This window comes from Corynebacterium sp. (assembly GCF_030532715.1).
Classification (GTDB): domain Bacteria; phylum Actinomycetota; class Actinomycetes; order Mycobacteriales; family Mycobacteriaceae; genus Corynebacterium.
In genome coordinates this window covers 12338-32456 of sequence record NZ_JAUNKO010000005.1, presented here as the reverse complement: position 1 = coordinate 32456, position 20119 = coordinate 12338, and the positions used below count along the sequence as shown (strand labels likewise).

Below are 20119 nucleotides of genomic sequence, written 5' to 3'. Positions count from 1 at the left end.
CCCCGCAAGCCGGGAATAACCACAAAACCAGTAACACTCTTAACCGAAGTGTAAAATACATAATCGCAGGTAAAAGCCTGTTTATTCAAATACAAGGCTTAATTTTACGGCTGCATACGTGATGATTCAACTTGCGGCAATTCATCGCAACACACAACAGGAAAGCCCTGGCGGCGCGGGCTATATTTAGGTTGTCGCACAAAAATACGATAATAAAGGTGTTTTCAAAACACCAAAAAAGGGCGCGGCTGGTTCGCCGCGCCCATGCTCACAATTAGCGACGTTTCCGATATCGCTGCGTGGTCAGCTCTTCGTAGCGAGGCACATCCCCCGACAAGTACCGCTCCCAGGCGGCGGCAAATAACTCATCAGTCGGCAATACTGGCGGGCACCACGGCACCACAGCAAACACCTTCGGGTTGTAACGCACCAGATAGTATGGGACCTTCCATTCCTCCATCGGAGTATTCGGATGCGATGCCTCCAACCAGACGCCAGGCAAAAACGCCGTGCGCCCCGCGCGGGAACGCTTCGCCTCCACGACGTGGCCCGCGGCGACAAGCTCCGCGCGAGCCTGATCAAGATCTTTCTTCTTCCAGCCGTTCCACGCCTTGACGTTGCGATCCGTACACTCCACCAAACACAACACCTGCAGGAAATACGTGGCTGCGGACTCGCTTATCCCAAGCGAATCCTGCACACTCGCCACGGTGCCTGGAGCGACAACGCGCGGATCCATGACGCAGCCACCCGCGCTGTCGGGGCGTCGTAAAGCAGCAATCAATGAGTCGAACAAACCTTCCTTCACTCCGCGAATGGCGTCCGCGTGGTAGACACTGTTTAGCCACACGTAGCCGTCCTGGTCTCCTTCGCCGATCTTGCCTTGCAACGGCAGCGTTGTTGGCCACTCATTCCTGAGCGCGTCATCTGGAATCGTTTTGAGCGCCTCGATCTGGTCTGCGAAAAAGCCGCGCAATGGGTCATTCGCCTCCGCGCGGGTCGCCCAATACAAAATGGCGCCGGCAAGCAAGCCATACCCATACCCGCCTTTCAAACGCGTTTTCGGGGGCAAGGGTGAGGCGGCGCGGCACAGCACTGCAAAAATCTCGTCGCTGTAATAGTCCGTCCAGCTGAAGAACACGTCGAGCTCCGCGTCGCTGAGCGGCACCTTCGTCTGCGGTAACTCAGCAGCAATAGCGGCGAGCGCCTCCAAATTGCGGTCGAATGCGGTCGCGAGCACCAATTCGAGGAGCTCGCCATCAACCACTTCTAATTGCTTAATCGCATTGTTGTACGCCTTTTTGGTGAGCTTGAGGGCCTTGAGTCGCTGCTGGAACACTGCGGCTTCCTCCTCAGACAGGGGCGACGGGGCCCAATGCTTGTCCGAACCGTCAGTAAACAGCCTCACGTGGTTCATGTTTGGCAGGAAACCTCCGGCCAGCAACACTGTCGCCGCCCGTGGCGTGAGCGCACAATGCTGGGAAATCGCGTCAATGAGCGGTTGGTGTTCCGCCAACCACGCCACAGCGTCGAACTCGCGGACTGTCTCGTGGTGGGTGAGCCACTCGGTCACCCCTTCCGGCGACATAGCGAGGGTCACCCCGTAGGCGGCGGCTTGGTGCGTTGGGCATTCCACCTCAACATCCGGGAAGCTTTGTGGCGGCCTGCCGCGCACCAGAGCGCGCATGGTTTTCTGGCCGCGCTGCACCAGTATCGCCTCCAACTCGGGCGCTAAGGGGAACGTCAAACCCATATACGATTTCCCGTATTTCCCGGAAAACTGCTGCCAATTTACAAACACTTGGCACCAATGCTCGTCGATGAGCTCGTGATGGAGAGCCACACGCATGCATTCCACCATCGACGCCCGCTGCGCAGCAGACGCCAGTGGACCGCTGGCCCACAACAAAAACGGTTTTTCGTTCCCGATGACATGCATCCACAACCACCGTTTCGCGCGTGTGCCAGCGCGTTTATGCACCACACCAGCAAGCTGCTCACACTCGCGCGCGGCCAAAAACTTACTGCGGCTAGCAGCCGATTGGGCAGCTTGCGGCGTCTGCGTGTCCTGCTGCTGTTTCGCGCGCTGGTGCTTACCCACAAAAAACTTGTGGTTGCGGAGATAGCGTTTCGCCACCGAACGAGTTTCCATAGCGAGTTGCACAACACTGGCGCACAGATCATGGTCGGCGCTACCAAGTACCTCCGCAACGGTGGTCATCGCTTGCGAATCCGGTGTGCAATTCGGATGAATCGGACCATAGTTCTCCGTTTTCACGTTGCGAGACGTCCGATATTTCGGGCGCTTCAACGGGCTATTATCCAGAGAATCTAGGATGAGCCGTGCTTGGGTTGGAGTGATATTGCGCAGCCGTCGGCTCGCCTCAGCGCTGCGCACCTGGAGGTTTGCCCATGCGGTCCACGGCAGGTGATGCAACCAATGCTCATGCCCACGGTCTGTGCGGGTGCACGCTAACTGACCAATGCTACTTAGTGTGTTTGGTACGTAAAGTTGGCCGTCGGAACCCACCAAACGGGTCATTCCAGCTGCTTGAATTACCCCAACTAAGCAAGTATCTGCGGCGTACTCGGTGCCATCGCCGAGCCGAACAAACGTATGCAAACGCTCGTCGGGGCGATTCCCCACTAGGCACACAATATTGCCCTCATGCGTCGGAACAATCGACACTTCCGAACGATGCGGTGCCGCCAAAACCGTAGACAACGACGGGACGATGGGCACCCCATCAGCAACGGCATCCGCAACGTACGGTGGCAATTCCGCCCCCATGGTGCGGCCATCGACTGGGTCAACGAGATAGCAATGAGCTGGTGCAAACGTCTCTGCCACAGACTCCCAGCGCCAAGCTCGACCATCACTCGTGGAAAATACTTGCCCACTAGGGATGCGGTCTGCATACGCAGCACTAAATATGTGCGCATCAACGAGAGTCAGGGCGGATTGCTCGTGTTGGATCATGCCACTAGGCAGCAAGCGACCGCCCGCCCAGGGCACAGAATCAACCCACCGGTGCTCGGCGGACCAATAATAGGACTCATTGGTTACCTTCATGGTCGCTCCGCTCGACCATTCGCCAAGCGTACCGCTGGAGAACCTTTTTTCGCTGATGTGCAGAATGTCGTGGTCGTCGCCAAAATACTGGCCGAGCAGCAACGAGTTCCCTACGTTAAACGTATGCTCGCGCAAGACCTGGTCGCCCGCGACGGCAGCGCACTGATTGTTCCAAAAGGCGACCACACCCGGATATGACGGGTAGAAACGAATGTTCCCACGAGCCCCGCCATTGGGGCTAGCGGCGGAAAGGCGTTCATGCACCCAGGCCTCCAACGCTGGCCACGTAAACTCGGTGACCAGCCCAGCCTTTAAGTTTTCGGCAAGGAGTTCCGCCTCATCAACGTCCGTAATGCACTCCATATACTCCCGCAAATCCGCCGGCAAATCCATGGAACGCACATTTCCGAGCCATTGCCCCACCCGCTGGAGCCCAGGCAGCAGCGCACCGGTTTCCAATGCCGTCAGCTCACGGCGCATAAAGAAGAACACCAATTCCGAGAGGCCGTGCTTGTGCAATCCATGGGCGTAATTGCACAGCACGTCCTCTAACGCATGGCCAAAGATAACGCGCTCGCAAACCTCCGGAGAGTTGAGGATCGCCGGAAGATCCCACGACAAATCATCATCTCGAATACGTGCTCGAATTAGATCTAGGTGGCGGGTTCGTTCCTGGATCGAATCAACCCACTGCCAACGAACACCACACCGCGCCAGGGCCGCCAAGAGCGCAATGTGCGTACTCCGAAATTCCACGCGCACCGGCTGATCCTTCAGCAACTCCGCATGGTCGGCGATAATGCGGACAAGGTGGGCGCTGTGGTCGTCGATGTACTCTAACGCTTCCAGCGAATACTCCACCCACTGGCGGAATTGTTCGGGGCGTTGCGCGAGCGCATCCAGTGCGCCAACCTTACGCACCAATTCGCACCACTGATCCACGTCCCCGCCCTGCGGGATGCGCGTAAATAACCCCAGTAATTCCTCATTGGTGGTAATCGTGGTCGCTCCCACCGCACCGGCCAGCGCGGCCAAGAATTTCACCGGCGCTTTCCGCATGCCCGGTGTGTCCACCGTAGCTGAAATAAACTGCAGCGCCACGTCGCGCGACTGAGTCCCCGCCGCGCGGCCGAGCTTGAACAAGTCTCGGGCGAGGAGCACATACGGCGCAGTGCCAGCCTTAACGCGATCCACATTGAGCGCGAGGAAATACCGGTACGCATCCTCAGGATTATCGAACCGCCGTGCACATTGCGCAGCTTCCAACGAAAGTTCTTTCGCACTGACAAGACCGCGGCGGCCGAACTCCAAGAACACTTCGCGATGGCGTTGGGCGTCAATATCGAGACCGTAGTTACGCTCAGCTTCGCGGGCTTTCCCGAAATAGCGAATGGCGTACTTCTGACTCCCCACACTATCGAAAATGCGGGCGAGTTCTTCAAAAAGTGTAGGGATGAAATGCGGCGTGGACTGTGACAATGTTTGCGCAAGCTCATCGAACCGGCGCGCCACTTTTCCAGTCCCACCACGGGCCTGTTTTCGCGCCCACTCCAAATCCGAGACGAGGTTTAGCGCGTGGTGTGCGTTCTCCGGATCCTGCAGGAGTGGCCATTCCGGGAACCCGACCGCGCGTACCATCGCCGCACCAACGGTATGGGCATCACCGCTGGTTAACCCTAACCAATCGTGGGTTCGCCGTTCAGCAAGCTCCAGTTTTTCGGAAATGACGCGGACGACGACCCGCTCACCTAGCAGGGATTCAGAGCTCGCCGTCAACGCCACCACGGGCGAATCATTTGGCCCTTGCGCAGCGGCTGGAATCACGCCACCGTACCGCGAAACAACACTCGATTCCATGATGCAACTCCTAGCTGTTTGTCGGGTTTGGTTCGTGGGTAACGCGACCCGCATACACAAATTCACACATACGTACACCTTCGGACCAGGCGATTGGACCGACATCTTCGGCGGAAATCACGCGCCCCGAGCGCGTGAAACTCAACGAATGGAGCGTCGCTTCATCGTCGTAGTACCAACTATCGGTTTCCAACATGGCCGTGGTTTCCACACCGTCTTCGAGTACCGTGAGCGAAATCGAATTCATGTCCGCATCAAATCCGCCGCCGCGGCTGCGCCCGATCAACGTTTGCGCGTTCTTATATTTAGCGCCTTGATATTTACCCAAGGCGGCACGAATACCATCGGCGTCGGAGGGCTTGACGTGCACCTCTCGGAACAGCTGGTCGAGCCCTTGGGTGACGCCTAATTCCACGGCGAATTCGCGCCAATCATCAATCTCATCCATGGTGGCTGGGTGTGGAATGTGCACGACGAGGTCGGTGTCGAATGGGACGCTGACAGTCTCGCCATCAAGATCCACAAGCTGCAGGCCGTTTGCGTCCGCCCCACGCAGCAAGCCGGTGGCACCTGCGGCAACCACTACAAGGTCCCGAAAATACTTTTGCCAAGCGGGATCTGGCCACACGGCGGTGATGAGTGGCAAGGGCACTGGCAGGCCCTTCAAAAACCAATCGCGGACGGTGTCGCCGCACAACACCTCGTGCTGGTGCAGGTAGGCGCGCAGCATGTCAACCTTTTGAAACGCTGCTGTGGCACGCGCTTTCGGAGGAATTGTTTTGAGTACTCTACCTTTGGCGTTTTTAGCAATGATGGTGTCGCCGTCGAGCCGAAAACTATAGGCACCGCCGTCGATCCAATGTTCAATTGTTTGGGCATTCATACACTATCCCCTGGTGTTCGTGTGATAGAAACGTTAAGTAATATCGTGGGCGTACAACGCCAGCGCCAGCGCCGCGTGCGTGCCGTGGGGCAGCCGGCGCAACAACGTCGCCGCAAACGGTGCGGCCACGCGCTCCAAGTGCGCCGCATCACGTGCAAGTTCCTCGCCGCGCCGGACAATCATCTGCTCCCCGCCAAACACCGATCTGGCCAACCACGAGGTAATGAGCTCGACGACGCTACGCTGCGCCGTGCCCACCTCGGCCTGTCCATTACTTTGTTCGGCGTACTTATTGAGCAACGCGGGCGCGGGCACCCGATCCAGGCCGGGAAATACTCGGCCGCAGAATTCTGGGGGCAACGCAAACGATTCATCCAACGGCCATAGGCACAATAACTGGGCGTCCCGCACAAGGCAGGCACAAGGAATTGCCACGTCGTTGCTCAGCAAGCGTTGGCAAGCCTCTACCAGCGACTTCACCTCAGTTTTTCGAGCCGCAACACTGAACTCGAACTTTGTTTCGGCACCATCAGCCAGTTGCAGCGTCAGGTGTTTCATGCCGATCGCCGTCATCTCGCCGTCAACCACAGCCAGTCCGTCGCCGAGCGGCAGCTGCTGAACCATGTCCAACGTCACCGGTTTGCCCAGCGCGGCCCGCACGCCTTTGCCGGAACCGATGCGACCGTCGGACGAAGCCTTCCCACCGGTAATCATGAGCACGTGCCCGGCAAGTTGAGCGTGGCTGGAATGCAGGTCACCAAGCCGAACAGGACCGTGCCACACGCCTAACACATCCGCCGCCGTCCCTGGGGGCGTTTTCGTCACCGAATACAAATTTCCATTGGCCGTAGCAAGCACGACGGTGACACCAGCAAACCCGGAAGCGGTAACAATCGGCTCGGCGTACAACGGGATGAACTTCCCGGCGCCGACGCCAGACTGGGCGTCGAGAGTATCGTACGAGCGTCGCGCTTGCCCGATTGCCTGCCTATCCCCGGGATCACGCTGCAAGCGGTAGCACAAATAGGCGAGCCGAAACGTAGCGAGCGTGGCTTCGGCACGGCCAATTGGGCGTCCCATACGCATCGTTTGGGAACACGTCGCGAGTGCAGTCAAAGCCCGCTCTAAGCGGGGCAATCCGCAAACCCGGGCACGTTGCACACAGGCCAAAAGTTGCGCGTGCTGTTGGATGCTGAGCTGCCCAATGCCGTGTTGTAGCACGGCGGCCACAACACTGTCGGCGCTCTCGGCGACCTCAATTACCAACGCTGGAGCCGGCAGCGTTTTCGCCCACGCGGCCCCCTCGGCGGGATCCGAAGCTGGTTCCGGCTCCGCCACCTCCGGCGCAGCTGTCGCCTCCCCTACGGGCGAAGCAACACACACCGCACCAATGTGGGCGCAACGCGGCGCAAGCAAACAATCACAGTGCAAGGAATCAGTCAACGTCACCGTGGCTTGGCCGATGGTGACACGCAACCCATTTTCTGTGCTGACAGTCCAGGTCTCGGACTCAGCGGCGAGCTTTTCAGCACGCTTGAGCAAACGCGGCGCGAGTTGCTCCAATGCGGCGGCTGCAAGCGCCGGATCCAGTGGGGGCAATGCTGCACTCATTTCAGCACCTCCCCCACCCAGCGGGCCAGTTGCATCGGCGTCACGCTGGCCACTCGCATCCCGGCGGCAGCTACTTGTTCTGCCACGCCCACGTTGTAAACCGCCTGTCCGGCATCGTCAAGCGCGGCGCAACCAATGAGTTTTACCCCGGATGCCGCTAGGTGACGAATTGCGCCCGTAAGCCTGCCCAAGGAGCCAAACTCCTCAAAGTCACTCACCAGAATCAACGCAGTCTTGTTTGGGTTCTCTACTTTCGTCGCGGCATACCGCACCGCCTGCGCAATGTTCGTACCGCCACCCACGCGAATCTCCAAGAGGAGCTCCAAGGGGTCGCTCGCGTGATCAGAAAGATCGATCACACCAGTATCAAAAGTAATAAAGCTCACCTTCATAGTGCGCACCCCCGCGAGGATCGCCGCGGTCATCGCCGCGTACACCGTGGACGCTTCCATTGAGCCAGACACATCCACCAACACAATGATGTGCCACGGCGAAACGCGCTGCTCCGGCGCCCGAAACATGGGAGTAACAGGAACGATTTGCGGCCGCCCATTGAGCTCGACCACGTGTTTGAGGTTGCGGCGAATCGTCAGTGGCATATCAAACCTGGAACTACGCCGCCGCGTTGGACGGGCCTGCGCGTACCCGGCCATCACCGGGGTGAGCTGTTGCGCCAACTCGCGGGACAGTTCCTCAACGATCTTGGCCACCAATGGCCGCAGTCGCCGCAGCCGGGATTCCGGCAAGGCACCCTGCAGATTGAGAACCGTGGTCAACAATTCCACAGACGGGCGTACTTCCTCCACGTCAAGGGTAGTCACCACTTCCCCACGACCTTGTTCAGCCGCGGCGCCGAAAATCTCCTGAATGTGGTCTTCACCGAACAATACTTCGATTTCCTGGGCCCATTTTCGAACGCTAAGTTGGCTTGGCCCCCGACCCGCCCCGCGCACTCGGCCGTCGGCCTCGCCGGTGGGATCGTCGCCTGGGCCGCCATAGAGTTCGTCAAGCGCGGAAGCCATACGGCAAGCACGCTCATCCAAGGCTTCGGGTTCCGCACCCAAAATCAGCCGCCAACGCATCGCCGGAGTGAAGGACACATCCGCGAGCCCGAGTGCGGTAAGCCGCTCACGCGCCGCAACATCCATACGTGCATTCGCCTCAAGGAGGCGCGGGTCAAGGGAAAACTCGGTAGCGACATAACCAACACGATCGCGCAAGAAATCCAGGAAACGCTCCCGCTCGGCAGCAGCAACGGTATCGAATGCGCCGCGGAGCGCGGGCAGCGCCTGGACAAACAGCTCATCTTCAACTGCATTAACTCGATCGATAATGGTGTTCATGCTGGGGCTGTCACACCACACGCCGCGGGAGGCGCACAAATATCCGGTCAACCGAAGTTGCAGTTTCCGCCGCGTCGCAGCAGCCACCCCCTGGTCAATCCAACTGCCGATGAACGCGGCTGTTTGTTCGTAATCCGCGTCGGAGCCGTCGAGGGCATCGAGTACCGCGTACGCCGCTCCCTGCATCAATGGCGAGCCGTGGCGTTTCACGTTGCGCAGTGCTGCAACGACGCTGACTTGATGCGTTTCAATGAGCCCTGCGACTTGGCCGAGGAGACGAGCATGTTCGGTGTCCTCGGAGCCGGAAATTCCGTGAATTTCGCGCACCACCACAGCGCCAAGCTGAGTGGCAAGCTCCCCGCACTTCTCCAACACATGTTCGTTAAATAGGCGGGCCGCGGGTTCGCGATTACCCACCACGCCCATCAACACCTCAATAGCCTGGACCGCGTCCGCGAAACCTAAGCGATGCAACACCTGCGACTCCATGACTGCGACAGCCGCGAGCAAAACTTCGCCCGCCCCGGCACGGGTGGCGTGCTGAATCACCTCAAGCACCGCGCTCGGTTCCACCTCGTCAGCGGCAAGCCGCGCACCCAACACCGTGTGTACCGCTTGTTCCAACGTGACACCGGTGTGCGAAACGGCCACCAACCCTGCCGCGGTAGTAGACGAAAACACACATGTTGCGGTGTAGCTCCGCGCCTCCAACCCACGGTTCGAACTGTTGGTCTTTTCGCGGACGTAGTTGATGCCCAGCACGTCCATTCGGGTCAACAGCAAGTGTCGAGCAAAATCCTTACCGCCCTGGAATGGGTCCACCCGCTTACTCACGCTCGGCTTTCGCTCCTGTGAGGGCAACCCCAACTTCGCCAATTCCGCACGTGTGTGTGCTTCGAGTGCGGGCACGGGGGCGCCTTCAGGCAATTCACCGTACCGGTCCCCCACTAATACCGCGCGCATGGCTTCAGCGATTCCGCGACCCCGTCCGAGCACATCACCGTGCGAAAAGACACTGGTCAACGCCTCAACCACTTCTCGACGCCCCGGCCCGCCAAGCCCGCGGATACGCGCAAGGTCGCCGGCAAAGCGGCACGCCTCGGCAACTTCCCCCGTGCCGGCAGGTTCCCCGCCCGCGCGACACTCGCGTGCGATGTCCGTAATCATCTCGCGGGCAACTTCCGTGACCTGCTGCGGGGATGCGCACCCCCAAATACCTTGTTGCCATTGCGGGTCCCGGATGCCGGAAGCGTAGCCCGATCGGGAATCCAACTGTTGGAAGCTGTACCTCACAATTGAGGACACAATTGGACGTGTGGTCGCGGGCTCGACGGCGTCGCCATCGAGCAGGCCAAGGCAATGGTACGACCCCACCACCACCAGCGTGGATTCTTCGAGTTTGCTCAAGCGCGCACGCATATACGCTTCGCGGGCAGCGGTGTACGAATCCAACGCACCGTCCGACAAGCGAGCGCCAACGCCAACAGCCAATGCCGCGCGGCGCACGTTGCGCCACGGCTCGCCAACGGCGCGGGACTCCACCTTCGTGTCCCACGCTTCCTGGCCAACAAGATCGCTCACGTCCACCAGGTCACGGGAACGTGCATGTTGTTCGGTGAACTCGTGGCGAGCACCGACAGGCAGGTCGATGCAATGCACCGGAACGCTACGCTGCCGAGCCCACCGGATTATCGCTAATTCTGGCGAGAAATCCGCGAATGGATAAAGTGACAGCCCCACTGGCCCCAATTCGCTATCAGATACCGCCACCGCGATCGGCGCGACGGTTTCCGGGTGCCCCAACCACTCCAAAGAATCCGCCAGATCGGCTGGAAATTCGACCGCGATGGCGGTGGGCTGAAGCTCCTCGGCGGCTGCAATGACCGCGCGAGCACACGCCGGTGAGTGGTGACGCACGCCGAAGAGAGTTTGCGGAGCGGCAGTCAGGGCGTCGAGAAGCGTATTCGGGTCAGTGCACATCCTCGCGCGCCTCCCACAAGGTACGCCACGTTCCAGACTCATCAGTGTGGGTGCGGCGCCGAATCACGGCGTCCCAATAGGCTTGCAGGCGGCCAGCATCCTGGTCGTCGTCTTTCCGCACCGCGCCCAGCAAATGCCCCGGCACCAGCTGCAACGCGCTCGGCCCCTGCGGAAAATACGAGGTGGAAAGCGCAATAGACGATGAGATTGCTACGGCCTCGGCGGTAGACATAATCGTGCCTGGTTTTTCTACCGCCCAGCCCTCTGCGGTAATCCCCTGGCGCAAATCGCGGAAAATAGTGACGAGGGTATCCACCACCATCTCATCCACACTGCCGGGGGCCGCGGCCTGCTCCAACGCCTGGCGAGTTTTGGTGGCCACCAGGGCGACTTCCGCATCACGATCGGCGATTGGGTCAATATGCTCGAAGTTGAAACGGCGCTTGAGCGCGGCGCTCATTTCGCTGACGCCCTTATCGCGGAGGTTGGCAGTGGCGATCACACAAAAACCTTCGATCGCGGGAACGCTGTGCTCGCCGAGCTCAGGAATGGCCATGCGGCGCTCCGACAAAATCGGCACGATCGCATCCTGCACTTCCGGCTGGCAGCGCGTAATTTCCTCAATGCGTGCCACCTTGCCCGTCGTCATCGCCTGCAACACTGGCGACGGCACCAACGCCGCATCGCTCGGGCCGTGCGCAAGCAGCATGGCATAGTTCCAGCCATAGCGCAGCTGGTCTTCCGTCGTGCCCGCACTGCCCTGCACAGTCAACTCCGAGGTGCCGCAAATTGCCGCGGCCAACAGTTCGGAAAGCATGGACTTTGCCGTGCCCGGTTCGCCCACCAGCATCAATGCACGGGACCCCGCAAGCGTGACCACGCACCGCTCAATCAGCGCTTGATTACCAATAAACTTTGCGCTGATATCCATGCGCTGCGGCAGCTCTGGGTACTCCTTCTGCTTCGCGCTCGACAAGCGCAGACCCGGGGCACCGCAGATAAAGCGAACCACAGATTGCGGGGTGAGCAGCCAGCCAGGCGGTTTCGGACCCTGATCAAATACGGCGAGAAACGCCAGCTCATCGGCGTAGCGGACTTCGGGCAATGCAACTTGTTGGTTATTATTCACAGTTACAAAAGCTACCGGAGCGCCCCAACACTCGACCTTGAAATCTCAGCCACACATTCGAATGGCAGAAAACCTGCAGCCCAGACACCCTTTTTACGCGCACGGTATGGGGTGTTTTTCACCCCCAGGGCGGTCGCGCCGCTACCCTGCGGCAGGTTTGCTAGCGGTAACGATGAACATGCTATACGGATGTTCGGTACCGTCCTTCAGCGCCTTCACTGCTTCGACCATCGTTTCCATACGCTGCACCACCAGCCCCGCCGCGCGCAAAGAGCCACTGAACTCTTCACGGTCGAAGCCATGGTGAAAAACCTCCACATCCATATCCTGATGGAAAAACTCGCACCTGGCATCAAGGTCGATCACCGTGAGCAAGCCGCCTGGCCGCAACTTTTCCGCCAGTGTGGCCAGCGTGTCCGGCACATCCGGAACGTGGTGCAGCACCATGGAGGTCACCACGGCATCAACTGTCCCTGCGCCGACGTCGGCCAGGTTTTCCACGGCGCGGTGCCGCGATGAGTCGGCCTTCTGGCGGTAGATCGACAGCATCTTTTCCGCGGTGTCAAAGCCTAGAAAGTTTTCTGCGCGGTCCCCAAGCGCATAGCTGATCGCGCCCGTGCCACAACCAAACTCCAGAACGGTAGTTAGCTCATTTGTTCCCCAGTGTTCGCGGATCCTCTCGGCGAGGATATTGGCGCGCCGCAAGCGCTCCGGAGTATCCCATTGGAAAGCATTTTCATTAAAGTACATGGCTTCAGTATAAGTGCGATCCACCCCGAAGATCGAGAAAAAGAACAACGGGCCTCAGAAAAATATTGCGTTTACTCGACGAAACCCCTTACGTACCTCTATAGTAATAACGTTGGTATCCACTCTACGAAAGGCACGAACTTATGGATCTTGCAGGTGCTGTTGAATTCCTCAAAGTAATTGGCTCCGTCTTCTCCCTGATCAACCTTATCAACAAGGGCGACTTGACCGGCAGCTTGGACGGCGCTCAGCTGAGCATGTAAAACACTTTGCCTTTCACAGAGGCTTGAGCTCCCTGGATTTTTCCAGGGAGCTCTTTTCATTGTGCCCCTATAAAATGGGGCTTTCTATTTGCGGTTTCGACGCTTTTCCCGCACTCGAACAGCTATTCGCACTGGCGAACCTTCAAAACCAAAGCTCTCCCGGAACTTCCGCTCCAAATATCGGCGGTAGCCCGCGTCAAGGAAACCGGTGGTAAACAGCACCACCACCGGCGGCTGCGTCGAAGCCTGGGTGGCAAACAGCACGCGCGGCACCCGACCCCCCTTCATCGGCGGCGGATTCTGCGCGATAACACCACGAAGCCAATTGTTGAGCTGGCCGGTGGATACGCGCGTATCCCACGACTCCAACGCTTCCACCATCGCCGGCTCCAGCTTCTGCAGCGCACGCCCAGTCTTGGCCGAGATATTCACCCGCCGAGCCCACGGAATATGAGCCAACTGTTGGTCGATCTCGCGTTCCAAGAGCATACGACGGTCTTCGTCGACAAGATCCCACTTATTGTAGGCAATAACGAGGGCCTTGCCGGAGTCAATGATCATGCCCAAGATCTTCTGATCCTGCTCGCTAATATTCTCGGACGCATCGATAAGGAAGATGCACACCTCCGCCGCGTCGATGGCACCGCGCGTGCGCAACGAAGCGTAATACTCGTGCCCGACGGCATTCTTCACCTTTTTCCGCAAACCGGCGGTATCAATAAACTTCCACAATTGCCCGTCAAGCTGCACTAACGAGTCCACTGGGTCCACCGTTGTGCCAGCAACGTTGTCCACCACCGAACGCTCCTCACCGGAGATTTTGTTCAGCAACGAGGACTTACCAACGTTGGGTTTGCCAACGAGCGCAACGCGCCGCGGGCCCGCAGTTATCGACGTCGCGCGCGGCACCGCGGGGAACGATTCGACAATGGCATCGAGCACGTCAGCGCCGCCACGACCGTGCAATGCGGACACTGGGTAGGGATCGCCAAGGCCCAGTGCCCAGAACTCAGCCATGTCCCCATACTGCGCGTCTGAGTCGAACTTATTGGCCACCAAAATGACGGGCACATCGGCGCGTTGCAGGCGGCGAGCCATCACCTCATCGGTTTCCGTGATGCCCACCTTCGTGTCCACCACAAACACAATGACATCGGCAGTGGCCATGGCTACTTCAGCTTGGCGGGCAATGGCGCCGTGAATGCCCTTAGCGTCTGGATCCCAACCGCCAGTATCCTGCACCCAGAAGCGACGGCCATTCCAGTCCGTAATATAAGAAACCCGATCTCGCGTTACCCCTGGGACGTCTTCAACAACCGCTTCGCGACGCTGCAAAAACCGGTTCACCAATGAGGATTTGCCCACATTCGGCCGCCCCACGATGGCGACCGTGCACAGCGCTTCCTCAACATGCGGGGCGACGCCAAACTCTTCTTCCAGCTGTTCCCAATCGCTGTCACCGAAATCCGGCTCCCCGAACTCCGACTCGTCAAAATCAGCAGACCCAATAGCCAGGTCGACTAACTCGTCGATCACTTCCTGGAGGCAAAGCTCGGAGGTATCCACCACGATCGCATCTTCTGCGGGGCGCAGCGGGGAAGACGAGCGAGACGAATCGGCGGCGTCGCGGCGTTCAATATCGGCGAGGATGACATCAATATCGGCATCCCGTCCGGCAGCAACATCCTGATCGAATCGACGCTTAGCACGCACATCCGCCGAGGCGGTCAGATACACCTTGAGCGGGGCGTCGACAAGCACCACAGTGCCGATGTCGCGGCCCTCAACAATGCAACGCCCCGCGCGCGCCACCAACTCGCGCTGCAGCGCAACCAAGTTTTCGCGAACCTCAGGGATTGCCGCAACCGCAGACACCGCACGTGTGACCTCCGCGCCACGGATCTCGTCGGAAACATCGACACCATCGAGCAGCACGGTGGTCGCCGCGGGGTCGTCGTTCACCTCCAGCGGCAGGGACGCGGTAGCTGCAATCACAGCCTCAACGTCGGTGGGGTCCACCCCCTGACGCAATGCGTGCAGCGTAGCCACTCGGTACATCGCGCCCGTGTCAAGGTATTTTGCGCCCAGATGCTGGGCCAACGCGCGGCACACCGTGGATTTACCGGTGCCGGAAGGTCCGTCGACGGCAACAATGAGGCCGCCCTCAGGCATGTTCGAAATCACATTCCCACCGCCTTATAGAGGCTTGTTAGTTCTGAATTATTGAGCGCACGCAGGGTGCCAGGCTTCTGTTCCCCCAATTGCACCGTGTGAATTTTCGTGCGCACGAGACGCTCGACAGGGAAACCTGCTTCCTTGAGCATGCGGCGAACAATATGCTTGCGACCCTCGTGCAACTCAACGCGGATCAGAGATTTACCCTGCCACGTGTCCACGATCTGCACGTAATCCGCCTTGGCCAAACCGTCTTCCAGTTCGATGCCTTCGCGGAGCGCGCGGATCAGTTTGCGGTCCGCCTCACCCAATACCGTAGCCAAATAGGTTTTCGATACCTCGTATTTCGGGTGCATGAGGCGGTTTGCCAATTCCCCATCGTTGGTCAGCAGCAACAACCCCTCGGTCGCGGCATCCAACCGCCCCACATGGAACAACCGCTGGCCAGAGCTCAGCCGCTCCCCCACAATGTCCCCAACGCAAGGCCGCCCCATGTCGTCCTGCATCGTGGATTGCAAACCCCGCGGCTTATTCAGCACAAAGTAGACCATGTCTTCGTTGATGCGCACGCGCACCCCATCCACACGCACCACCGCGGTATCTGGGTCCACGCGCATCCCCTGCGCCGTGACCACTTTGCCATTGACCTCGACCCTGCCTGCGCTAATAAGCTTTTCCGCCATGCGGCGGGAAGCAACCCCGGCCTGGGCGAGCACCTTTTGCAAGCGAACGCCTTCGCCTTGGGGCTGTTTGCTGAACCGGTCGCGGCTGACGTGTTGATGCCGCGCGGGTTTTGCCTTGGACACATAAATGTCGGCAGCGTACTCCTCATCAACTTGGGAGCGTTTGTTTTTCTTATCCGGTATGCCGTCTCGGCGAGCGGGTGGAGTCACAATTGTGTCCAATCTGTATACGGTTGTGAAAATCGAACTCCACCCTAGCGGATTGCCGCCACATTATTCAACGTGGTGGCACCTGAATTCCGGCGGCTACATGTGCGAACGACGCGACACTAAGGCTGCCGGCCCCCTCCGGCAACCAACCCAAGAACGGCACACCCGTCACCTGCGGTAACTGCTCCACATTGAGCCGCGTAGCCAAATCCGGAGCCTTCGGCATCGCCCCGCCAATGAGTCCGATTACACGCAGGCCGCGCGCCCGCGCAGCCTCCACAGTGAGCTCTGCCAAATTTAACGAACCCAAACCGAGCGACGTAACCACCAAGACGTCCGCATTGAGTTCAGCAGCGAGATCCGCCAAATTCCAATCGTCACCCATGCGGACAAGGAGTCCGCCCGCCCCCTCAATAAGAAGGGTGCGATCCGGCGCCTCGAGTGCTCGGATCTTGGCCACCGCCTCCGCCAAACTCAACTGCACCATGCCCGCCCTGCGCGCGGAAAGATTCGGCGCCAGCGGTTCTGGATAGCGGGTGAACTCCACACCGCGGACCCCGGTCAGCCGCTCAATGGTGACGATATCGCCGCTGCCGTCCGGCTCCCCCGTTTGCACCGGTTTCACCGGCAACGCGCCCGGGATCCGCGCGGCCAGTGCCGCGGTGGCAATGGTTTTGCCAACATCCGTGTTGGTACCAGTAATAACGATCATTGTGATGCCCTTTCTTGAGTTGTTGCGCGCACCGCGGCGGCCACCGCAGTGCAGATGATTTCAATGTCTTCGCTCGTGCAGATAAACGGCGGCATGCAGTAAATCAAGCGGCCAAATGGCCGCAGCCACACGCCTGCAGCAATCGCGGCGTCCGTCGCGGCAGGCATGTCTACGGGTTCGGTCATTTCCACCACACCGATCGCGCCGAGCACGCGGACATCGGCCACCCCTGGAAGCTGGGCGAGTTCCGCCAGCCCCCTGTGCAACTCGCGTTCGATTCGGGGCACTTGTGTCCGCCAATCGCCGCCGGCAATGAGTTCCATTGCAGCGCTGGCCACGGCGCACGCGAGCGGATTCGCCATAAACGTTGGCCCGTGCATCAGCGCCCCACCCCCGGCAGGGGTTTGAATTGCTTCGGCGACAGCGGTGGTTGTCAGCGTGGCCGCCAGCGAAAGGAATCCACCGGTGAGAGCTTTGCCCACGCACATAATGTCCGCTGCGATATGCTCAGATGCAAACAGGCGTCCGGTGCGGCCGAAGCCAGTTGCGATTTCGTCGACGATAAGCAGCAACCCATACGCGTCGCAGATACGACGCAACCCGACCAGCAACTCGGTATCGTGGAAGCGCATCCCGCCGGCGCCTTGTACCACCGGTTCGACGATCACGGCGGCGTGAGACGAATCAATCAGTGATTCGAACCGCTCGAGGTAGACCGCCTGTTCTTGGGGGGTGGCCCCGCGGTCCGGCGGGCGCGGCGCGAAGGTGTGCTGTGGCAGGATGCCCGTCCACAGCGAATGCATGCCGCCATCTGGGTCGCATACGCTCATCGGGGCGAGTGTGTCGCCGTGGTATCCGCCGCGCCAGGTGACAAACTTTGTGCGCTCTGGATGCCCCACACCTCGCTGATATTGAATCGCCATTTTCATGGCCACTTCGACTGACACTGACCCGGAATCAGCAAAAAACACCTTACTGAAATGGCTTGGGGCGAGCGTGAGTAACGCATCTGCCAGCCGCACGGCGGGTTCATGCGTGAGCCCGCCGAACATGACGTGGCTCATCCGGTCGATTTGCTGTTTAGCTGCGGAAACGAGCTTGGGGTGGCTATGCCCGTGGGCGGCGGCCCACCAGCTACTCATACCGTCTATCAGACGCGTTCCGTCTTCCAAAAACAGATACACTCCGTCAGTGTGGGAGACTGGACGCGGGTTCATTGTCGCTGGAGACGGGCTGTATGGATGCCAGATGTGGGACTGGTCAAACGCAACGATATCGGAATGTTTCATAGACACCGTTCAACTATATATCCGATCCGTTCAAGCACACAGCAAAACGCCACACACGCCGCCTTTGAAGAGTTTATTTATACGATGTTTAACCAAAATGAACGGTGATCATGTACAAATTAATGCATGACCCTGACTCATCATGACTCCGAAATCGAAGCTGGACAGTCGTCACAGCGAGCAGTCACCCCCGGAATAGTGCCCGGCATCGTCGGCGTGGAAATGTGGGAACGATTTAGCTTCTATGGCATGCAGGCGATCATGGTGTACTACCTGTACGCCACCACCACCGGCATCGGCCTCGACAAAGCTACCGCCACCGCCCTCATGGGCGCCTACGGCGCGTCCGTATATTTGTGCACGATCGCCGGCGGCTGGGTCGCGGACCGTCTCTTCGGCGCGGAACGCACCCTGCTCGGCGGCGCCGTCACGCTCGTCATCGGCCACTTAGCGTTATCGCTCATCCCGGGCGGCTGGGGCGTTGCCATCGGCCTGATCTTGGTGGCCATTGGTTCTGGCGTACTGAAAACTTCTGCGATCACCCTGCTGGGCCAAGCCTTCCCCGTTGAAGATGACGCTCGCCGTGACTCTGCGTTCCAACTGTTCTATCTGGGCATTAACGTCGGCGCGTTGCTTGGCCCACTGCTGACCGGCTGGCTGGCCACCACCCGCGGTTACCACGTCGGCTTTGCCGCCGCGGCGGTACTCATGGTCATCGGGCTGGTCTACTACCTCGCGTTTCGCCGAAAGTTCATTCACCCCGAGCTACTGCGCCCCCAAAACCCCATTTCGAACTCCTCTCCGCTTATTCTCGCGAGTGTCGCCCTGTTAGCGGTCATCGGTGTAGCAACACTTGTCACCACGGGCACCATCGGGCTTGATTCCCTCGCCACCATCCTGCTCGTAGCCACCCTCGCGGTCACCGCGGCGCTCTTCGCGCAAATGCTCGCTTCCAAAGATGTCACCGGCGCGGAGAAGCGACGGGTGGTCGCCTACCTGCCGCTATTTTTCGCCTCCTGCGCATTTTGGTCGGTGTTAAACCAAACCTACGGCGTACTCGCCGTGTACTCGGACGTGCGTCTCGACCGAACGATCGGTTCCTTCACCATCCCCGCCAGCTGGACGCAATCACTCAACCCGTTCTATATTCTCGTGCTTTCATTGCCGCTCGCTTGGCTGTGGCGCCGGATTCCAAACTTGAATTCGCCCACGAAGATGGGACTCGGCGTGATTATTTCCGGCTCCGGGTTGCTCGTGTTGTTGCCGTTCACCGGCAGCGGGGCAAACTCCACGCCGTTTTTAGCGTTGGCCGGCGCGACCTTAATTATTACCCTCGGCGAGTTGCTCGTCGGTCCTGTAGGCATGTCCGCAACCACCGCCTACGCGCCGCAAGCGTTTGCTACTCGGTTCTCGGCGTTGTACTTCCTCACCATGGCCATTGGAACCGCCACGGCTGGGGTGCTTTCCAAATACTACAATTCGGAAAGCGCCTCGGCGGAAACCACATATTTCCTCAGCTGCAGCCTTGTGGTGATGACCATCGGCGCGATCGTCTTCTTCATCAGCCGCAAAGCGCACCACTAACGCGGGTTCGCTAAAACTCTTCTTCGATAGAATCCACGTCGGGCAGCAGGGGTGCCAAGTTTGGCAGCTCATCTAAGGCGGCAATCCCCAATTGCTCAAGCAGCAATTGGGTGGTCACATAATGGTGCGCTGCCCCGACCGCCCCCTCGACCTCTACCTCTTCAATAAGGCCGCGAAGTTGCAGGGTGCGCATCACGCCATCGACGTTAACGCCACGCACCGCGGACACCTGGGCGCGGGTGACCGGCTGGCGGTACGCCACCACCGCCAGCGTCTCCAATGCCGCTCGAGTCAACCGGGTTTGCGTGCCATCGAGGAGGAATTGCTCTACCGCGTCGGCGTTTTCCTGCCGGGTATACAACCGCCAGCCTTCCTCGGTTTCCCGCAGGTCAATCCCACTGCCGCGGGCGTCCAATTCCGCCGCAAAGCCCCGCAGCTCGCGTTCCACCTCTGCTGGTGGCGCAGCAACCGCACGCGCCAATGCACTCGACTGTACTGGCGAGTCCACCACCAGCAGGATTGATTCGAGCTGGGATCGCAACGGGGAGATCGGGGACGTCACGCTCGCTGATCCTTC

12 protein-coding genes are annotated in these 20119 nt (G+C 59.5%); 1 reads left to right on the top strand and 11 read right to left on the bottom strand.

Features of this window, described 5'->3' with window-relative positions; all coding sequences use genetic code 11:
• Nucleotides 1–274: 274 nt before the first annotated feature.
• From Q4D83_RS08675 to Q4D83_RS08630, 10 genes are all read right to left on the bottom strand, one after another.
• Entirely contained in the window at nt 275–4930 is a 4656-nt protein-coding gene (locus Q4D83_RS08675) for a hypothetical protein (protein WP_303174763.1), read from the bottom strand.
• Nucleotides 4931–4940: 10 nt separating this feature from the next.
• On the bottom strand, nt 4941–5813 hold the full coding sequence (locus tag Q4D83_RS08670) for a DUF4132 domain-containing protein (RefSeq protein WP_303174761.1): 873 nt from the start codon (nt 5811–5813) through the stop codon (nt 4941–4943).
• A gap of 33 nt (nt 5814–5846) precedes the next feature.
• Entirely contained in the window at nt 5847–7424 is a 1578-nt protein-coding gene (locus Q4D83_RS08665; protein ID WP_303174760.1) for a hypothetical protein, read from the bottom strand.
• Nucleotides 7421–10747, bottom strand: a complete 3327-nt coding sequence (locus Q4D83_RS08660) for a DUF5682 family protein (protein ID WP_303174759.1) — start codon at nt 10745–10747, stop codon at nt 7421–7423. Before Q4D83_RS08660 ends, Q4D83_RS08665 begins: the two co-directional genes overlap by 4 nt.
• Nucleotides 10737–11876: an AAA family ATPase gene (locus Q4D83_RS08655; RefSeq protein WP_303174757.1), complete on the bottom strand. Its 1140-nt coding sequence runs from the start codon at nt 11874–11876 to the stop codon at nt 10737–10739. The genes Q4D83_RS08660 and Q4D83_RS08655 overlap by 11 nt, the downstream gene beginning before the upstream one ends.
• Before the next feature lie 141 nt (nt 11877–12017).
• On the bottom strand, nt 12018–12626 hold the full coding sequence (locus Q4D83_RS08650; RefSeq protein WP_303174756.1) for a class I SAM-dependent methyltransferase: 609 nt from the start codon (nt 12624–12626) through the stop codon (nt 12018–12020).
• Nucleotides 12627–12973: 347 nt separating this feature from the next.
• On the bottom strand, nt 12974–15061 hold the full coding sequence (gene der, locus Q4D83_RS08645; RefSeq protein ID WP_303175122.1) for a bifunctional cytidylate kinase/GTPase Der: 2088 nt from the start codon (nt 15059–15061) through the stop codon (nt 12974–12976).
• 8 nt (nt 15062–15069) lie between these two features.
• Nucleotides 15070–15930, bottom strand: a complete 861-nt coding sequence (locus tag Q4D83_RS08640; protein ID WP_303175121.1) for a pseudouridine synthase — start codon at nt 15928–15930, stop codon at nt 15070–15072.
• Between the two features lie 94 nt (nt 15931–16024).
• A complete protein-coding gene (gene bioD, locus Q4D83_RS08635) occupies nt 16025–16675 on the bottom strand; it encodes a dethiobiotin synthase (protein ID WP_303175120.1) in 651 nt (216 codons plus the stop codon).
• Entirely contained in the window at nt 16666–17958 is a 1293-nt protein-coding gene (locus tag Q4D83_RS08630) for an adenosylmethionine--8-amino-7-oxononanoate transaminase (protein WP_303175119.1), read from the bottom strand. Before Q4D83_RS08630 ends, bioD begins: the two co-directional genes overlap by 10 nt.
• Nucleotides 17959–18084: 126 nt before the next feature.
• Here Q4D83_RS08630 and Q4D83_RS08625 point away from each other — a divergent pair, with 126 nt between their 5' ends.
• Nucleotides 18085–19542, top strand: coding sequence for a peptide MFS transporter (locus Q4D83_RS08625; protein WP_303174755.1), 1458 nt, complete (start codon nt 18085–18087; stop codon nt 19540–19542).
• Between the two features lie 10 nt (nt 19543–19552).
• On the opposite strand, the gene Q4D83_RS08620 is transcribed toward Q4D83_RS08625, so the two are convergent.
• Nucleotides 19553–20104 (bottom strand): SMC-Scp complex subunit ScpB, encoded by a 552-nt coding sequence (locus tag Q4D83_RS08620; protein ID WP_303174754.1) that lies wholly within the window; start codon nt 20102–20104, stop codon nt 19553–19555.
• Nucleotides 20105–20119: the final 15 nt, after the last annotated feature.

Bases quoted from the DNA above. Each gene is read 5' to 3' on its own strand.
- Q4D83_RS08675 (WP_303174763.1), bottom strand. From the start codon at position 4,930: ATGGAATCGAGTGTTGTTTCGCGGTACGGTGGCGTGATTCCAGCCGCT.
- Q4D83_RS08670 (WP_303174761.1), bottom strand. From the start codon at position 5,813: ATGAATGCCCAAACAATTGAACATTGGATCGACGGCGGTGCCTATAGT.
- Q4D83_RS08665 (WP_303174760.1), bottom strand. From the start codon at position 7,424: ATGAGTGCAGCATTGCCCCCACTGGATCCGGCGCTTGCAGCCGCCGCA.
- Q4D83_RS08660 (WP_303174759.1), bottom strand. From the start codon at position 10,747: ATGTGCACTGACCCGAATACGCTTCTCGACGCCCTGACTGCCGCTCCG.
- Q4D83_RS08650 (WP_303174756.1), bottom strand. From the start codon at position 12,626: ATGTACTTTAATGAAAATGCTTTCCAATGGGATACTCCGGAGCGCTTG.
- der (WP_303175122.1), bottom strand. From the start codon at position 15,061: ATGCCTGAGGGCGGCCTCATTGTTGCCGTCGACGGACCTTCCGGCACC.
- Q4D83_RS08630 (WP_303175119.1), bottom strand. From the start codon at position 17,958: ATGAAACATTCCGATATCGTTGCGTTTGACCAGTCCCACATCTGGCAT.
- Q4D83_RS08625 (WP_303174755.1), top strand. From the start codon at position 18,085: ATGACCCTGACTCATCATGACTCCGAAATCGAAGCTGGACAGTCGTCA.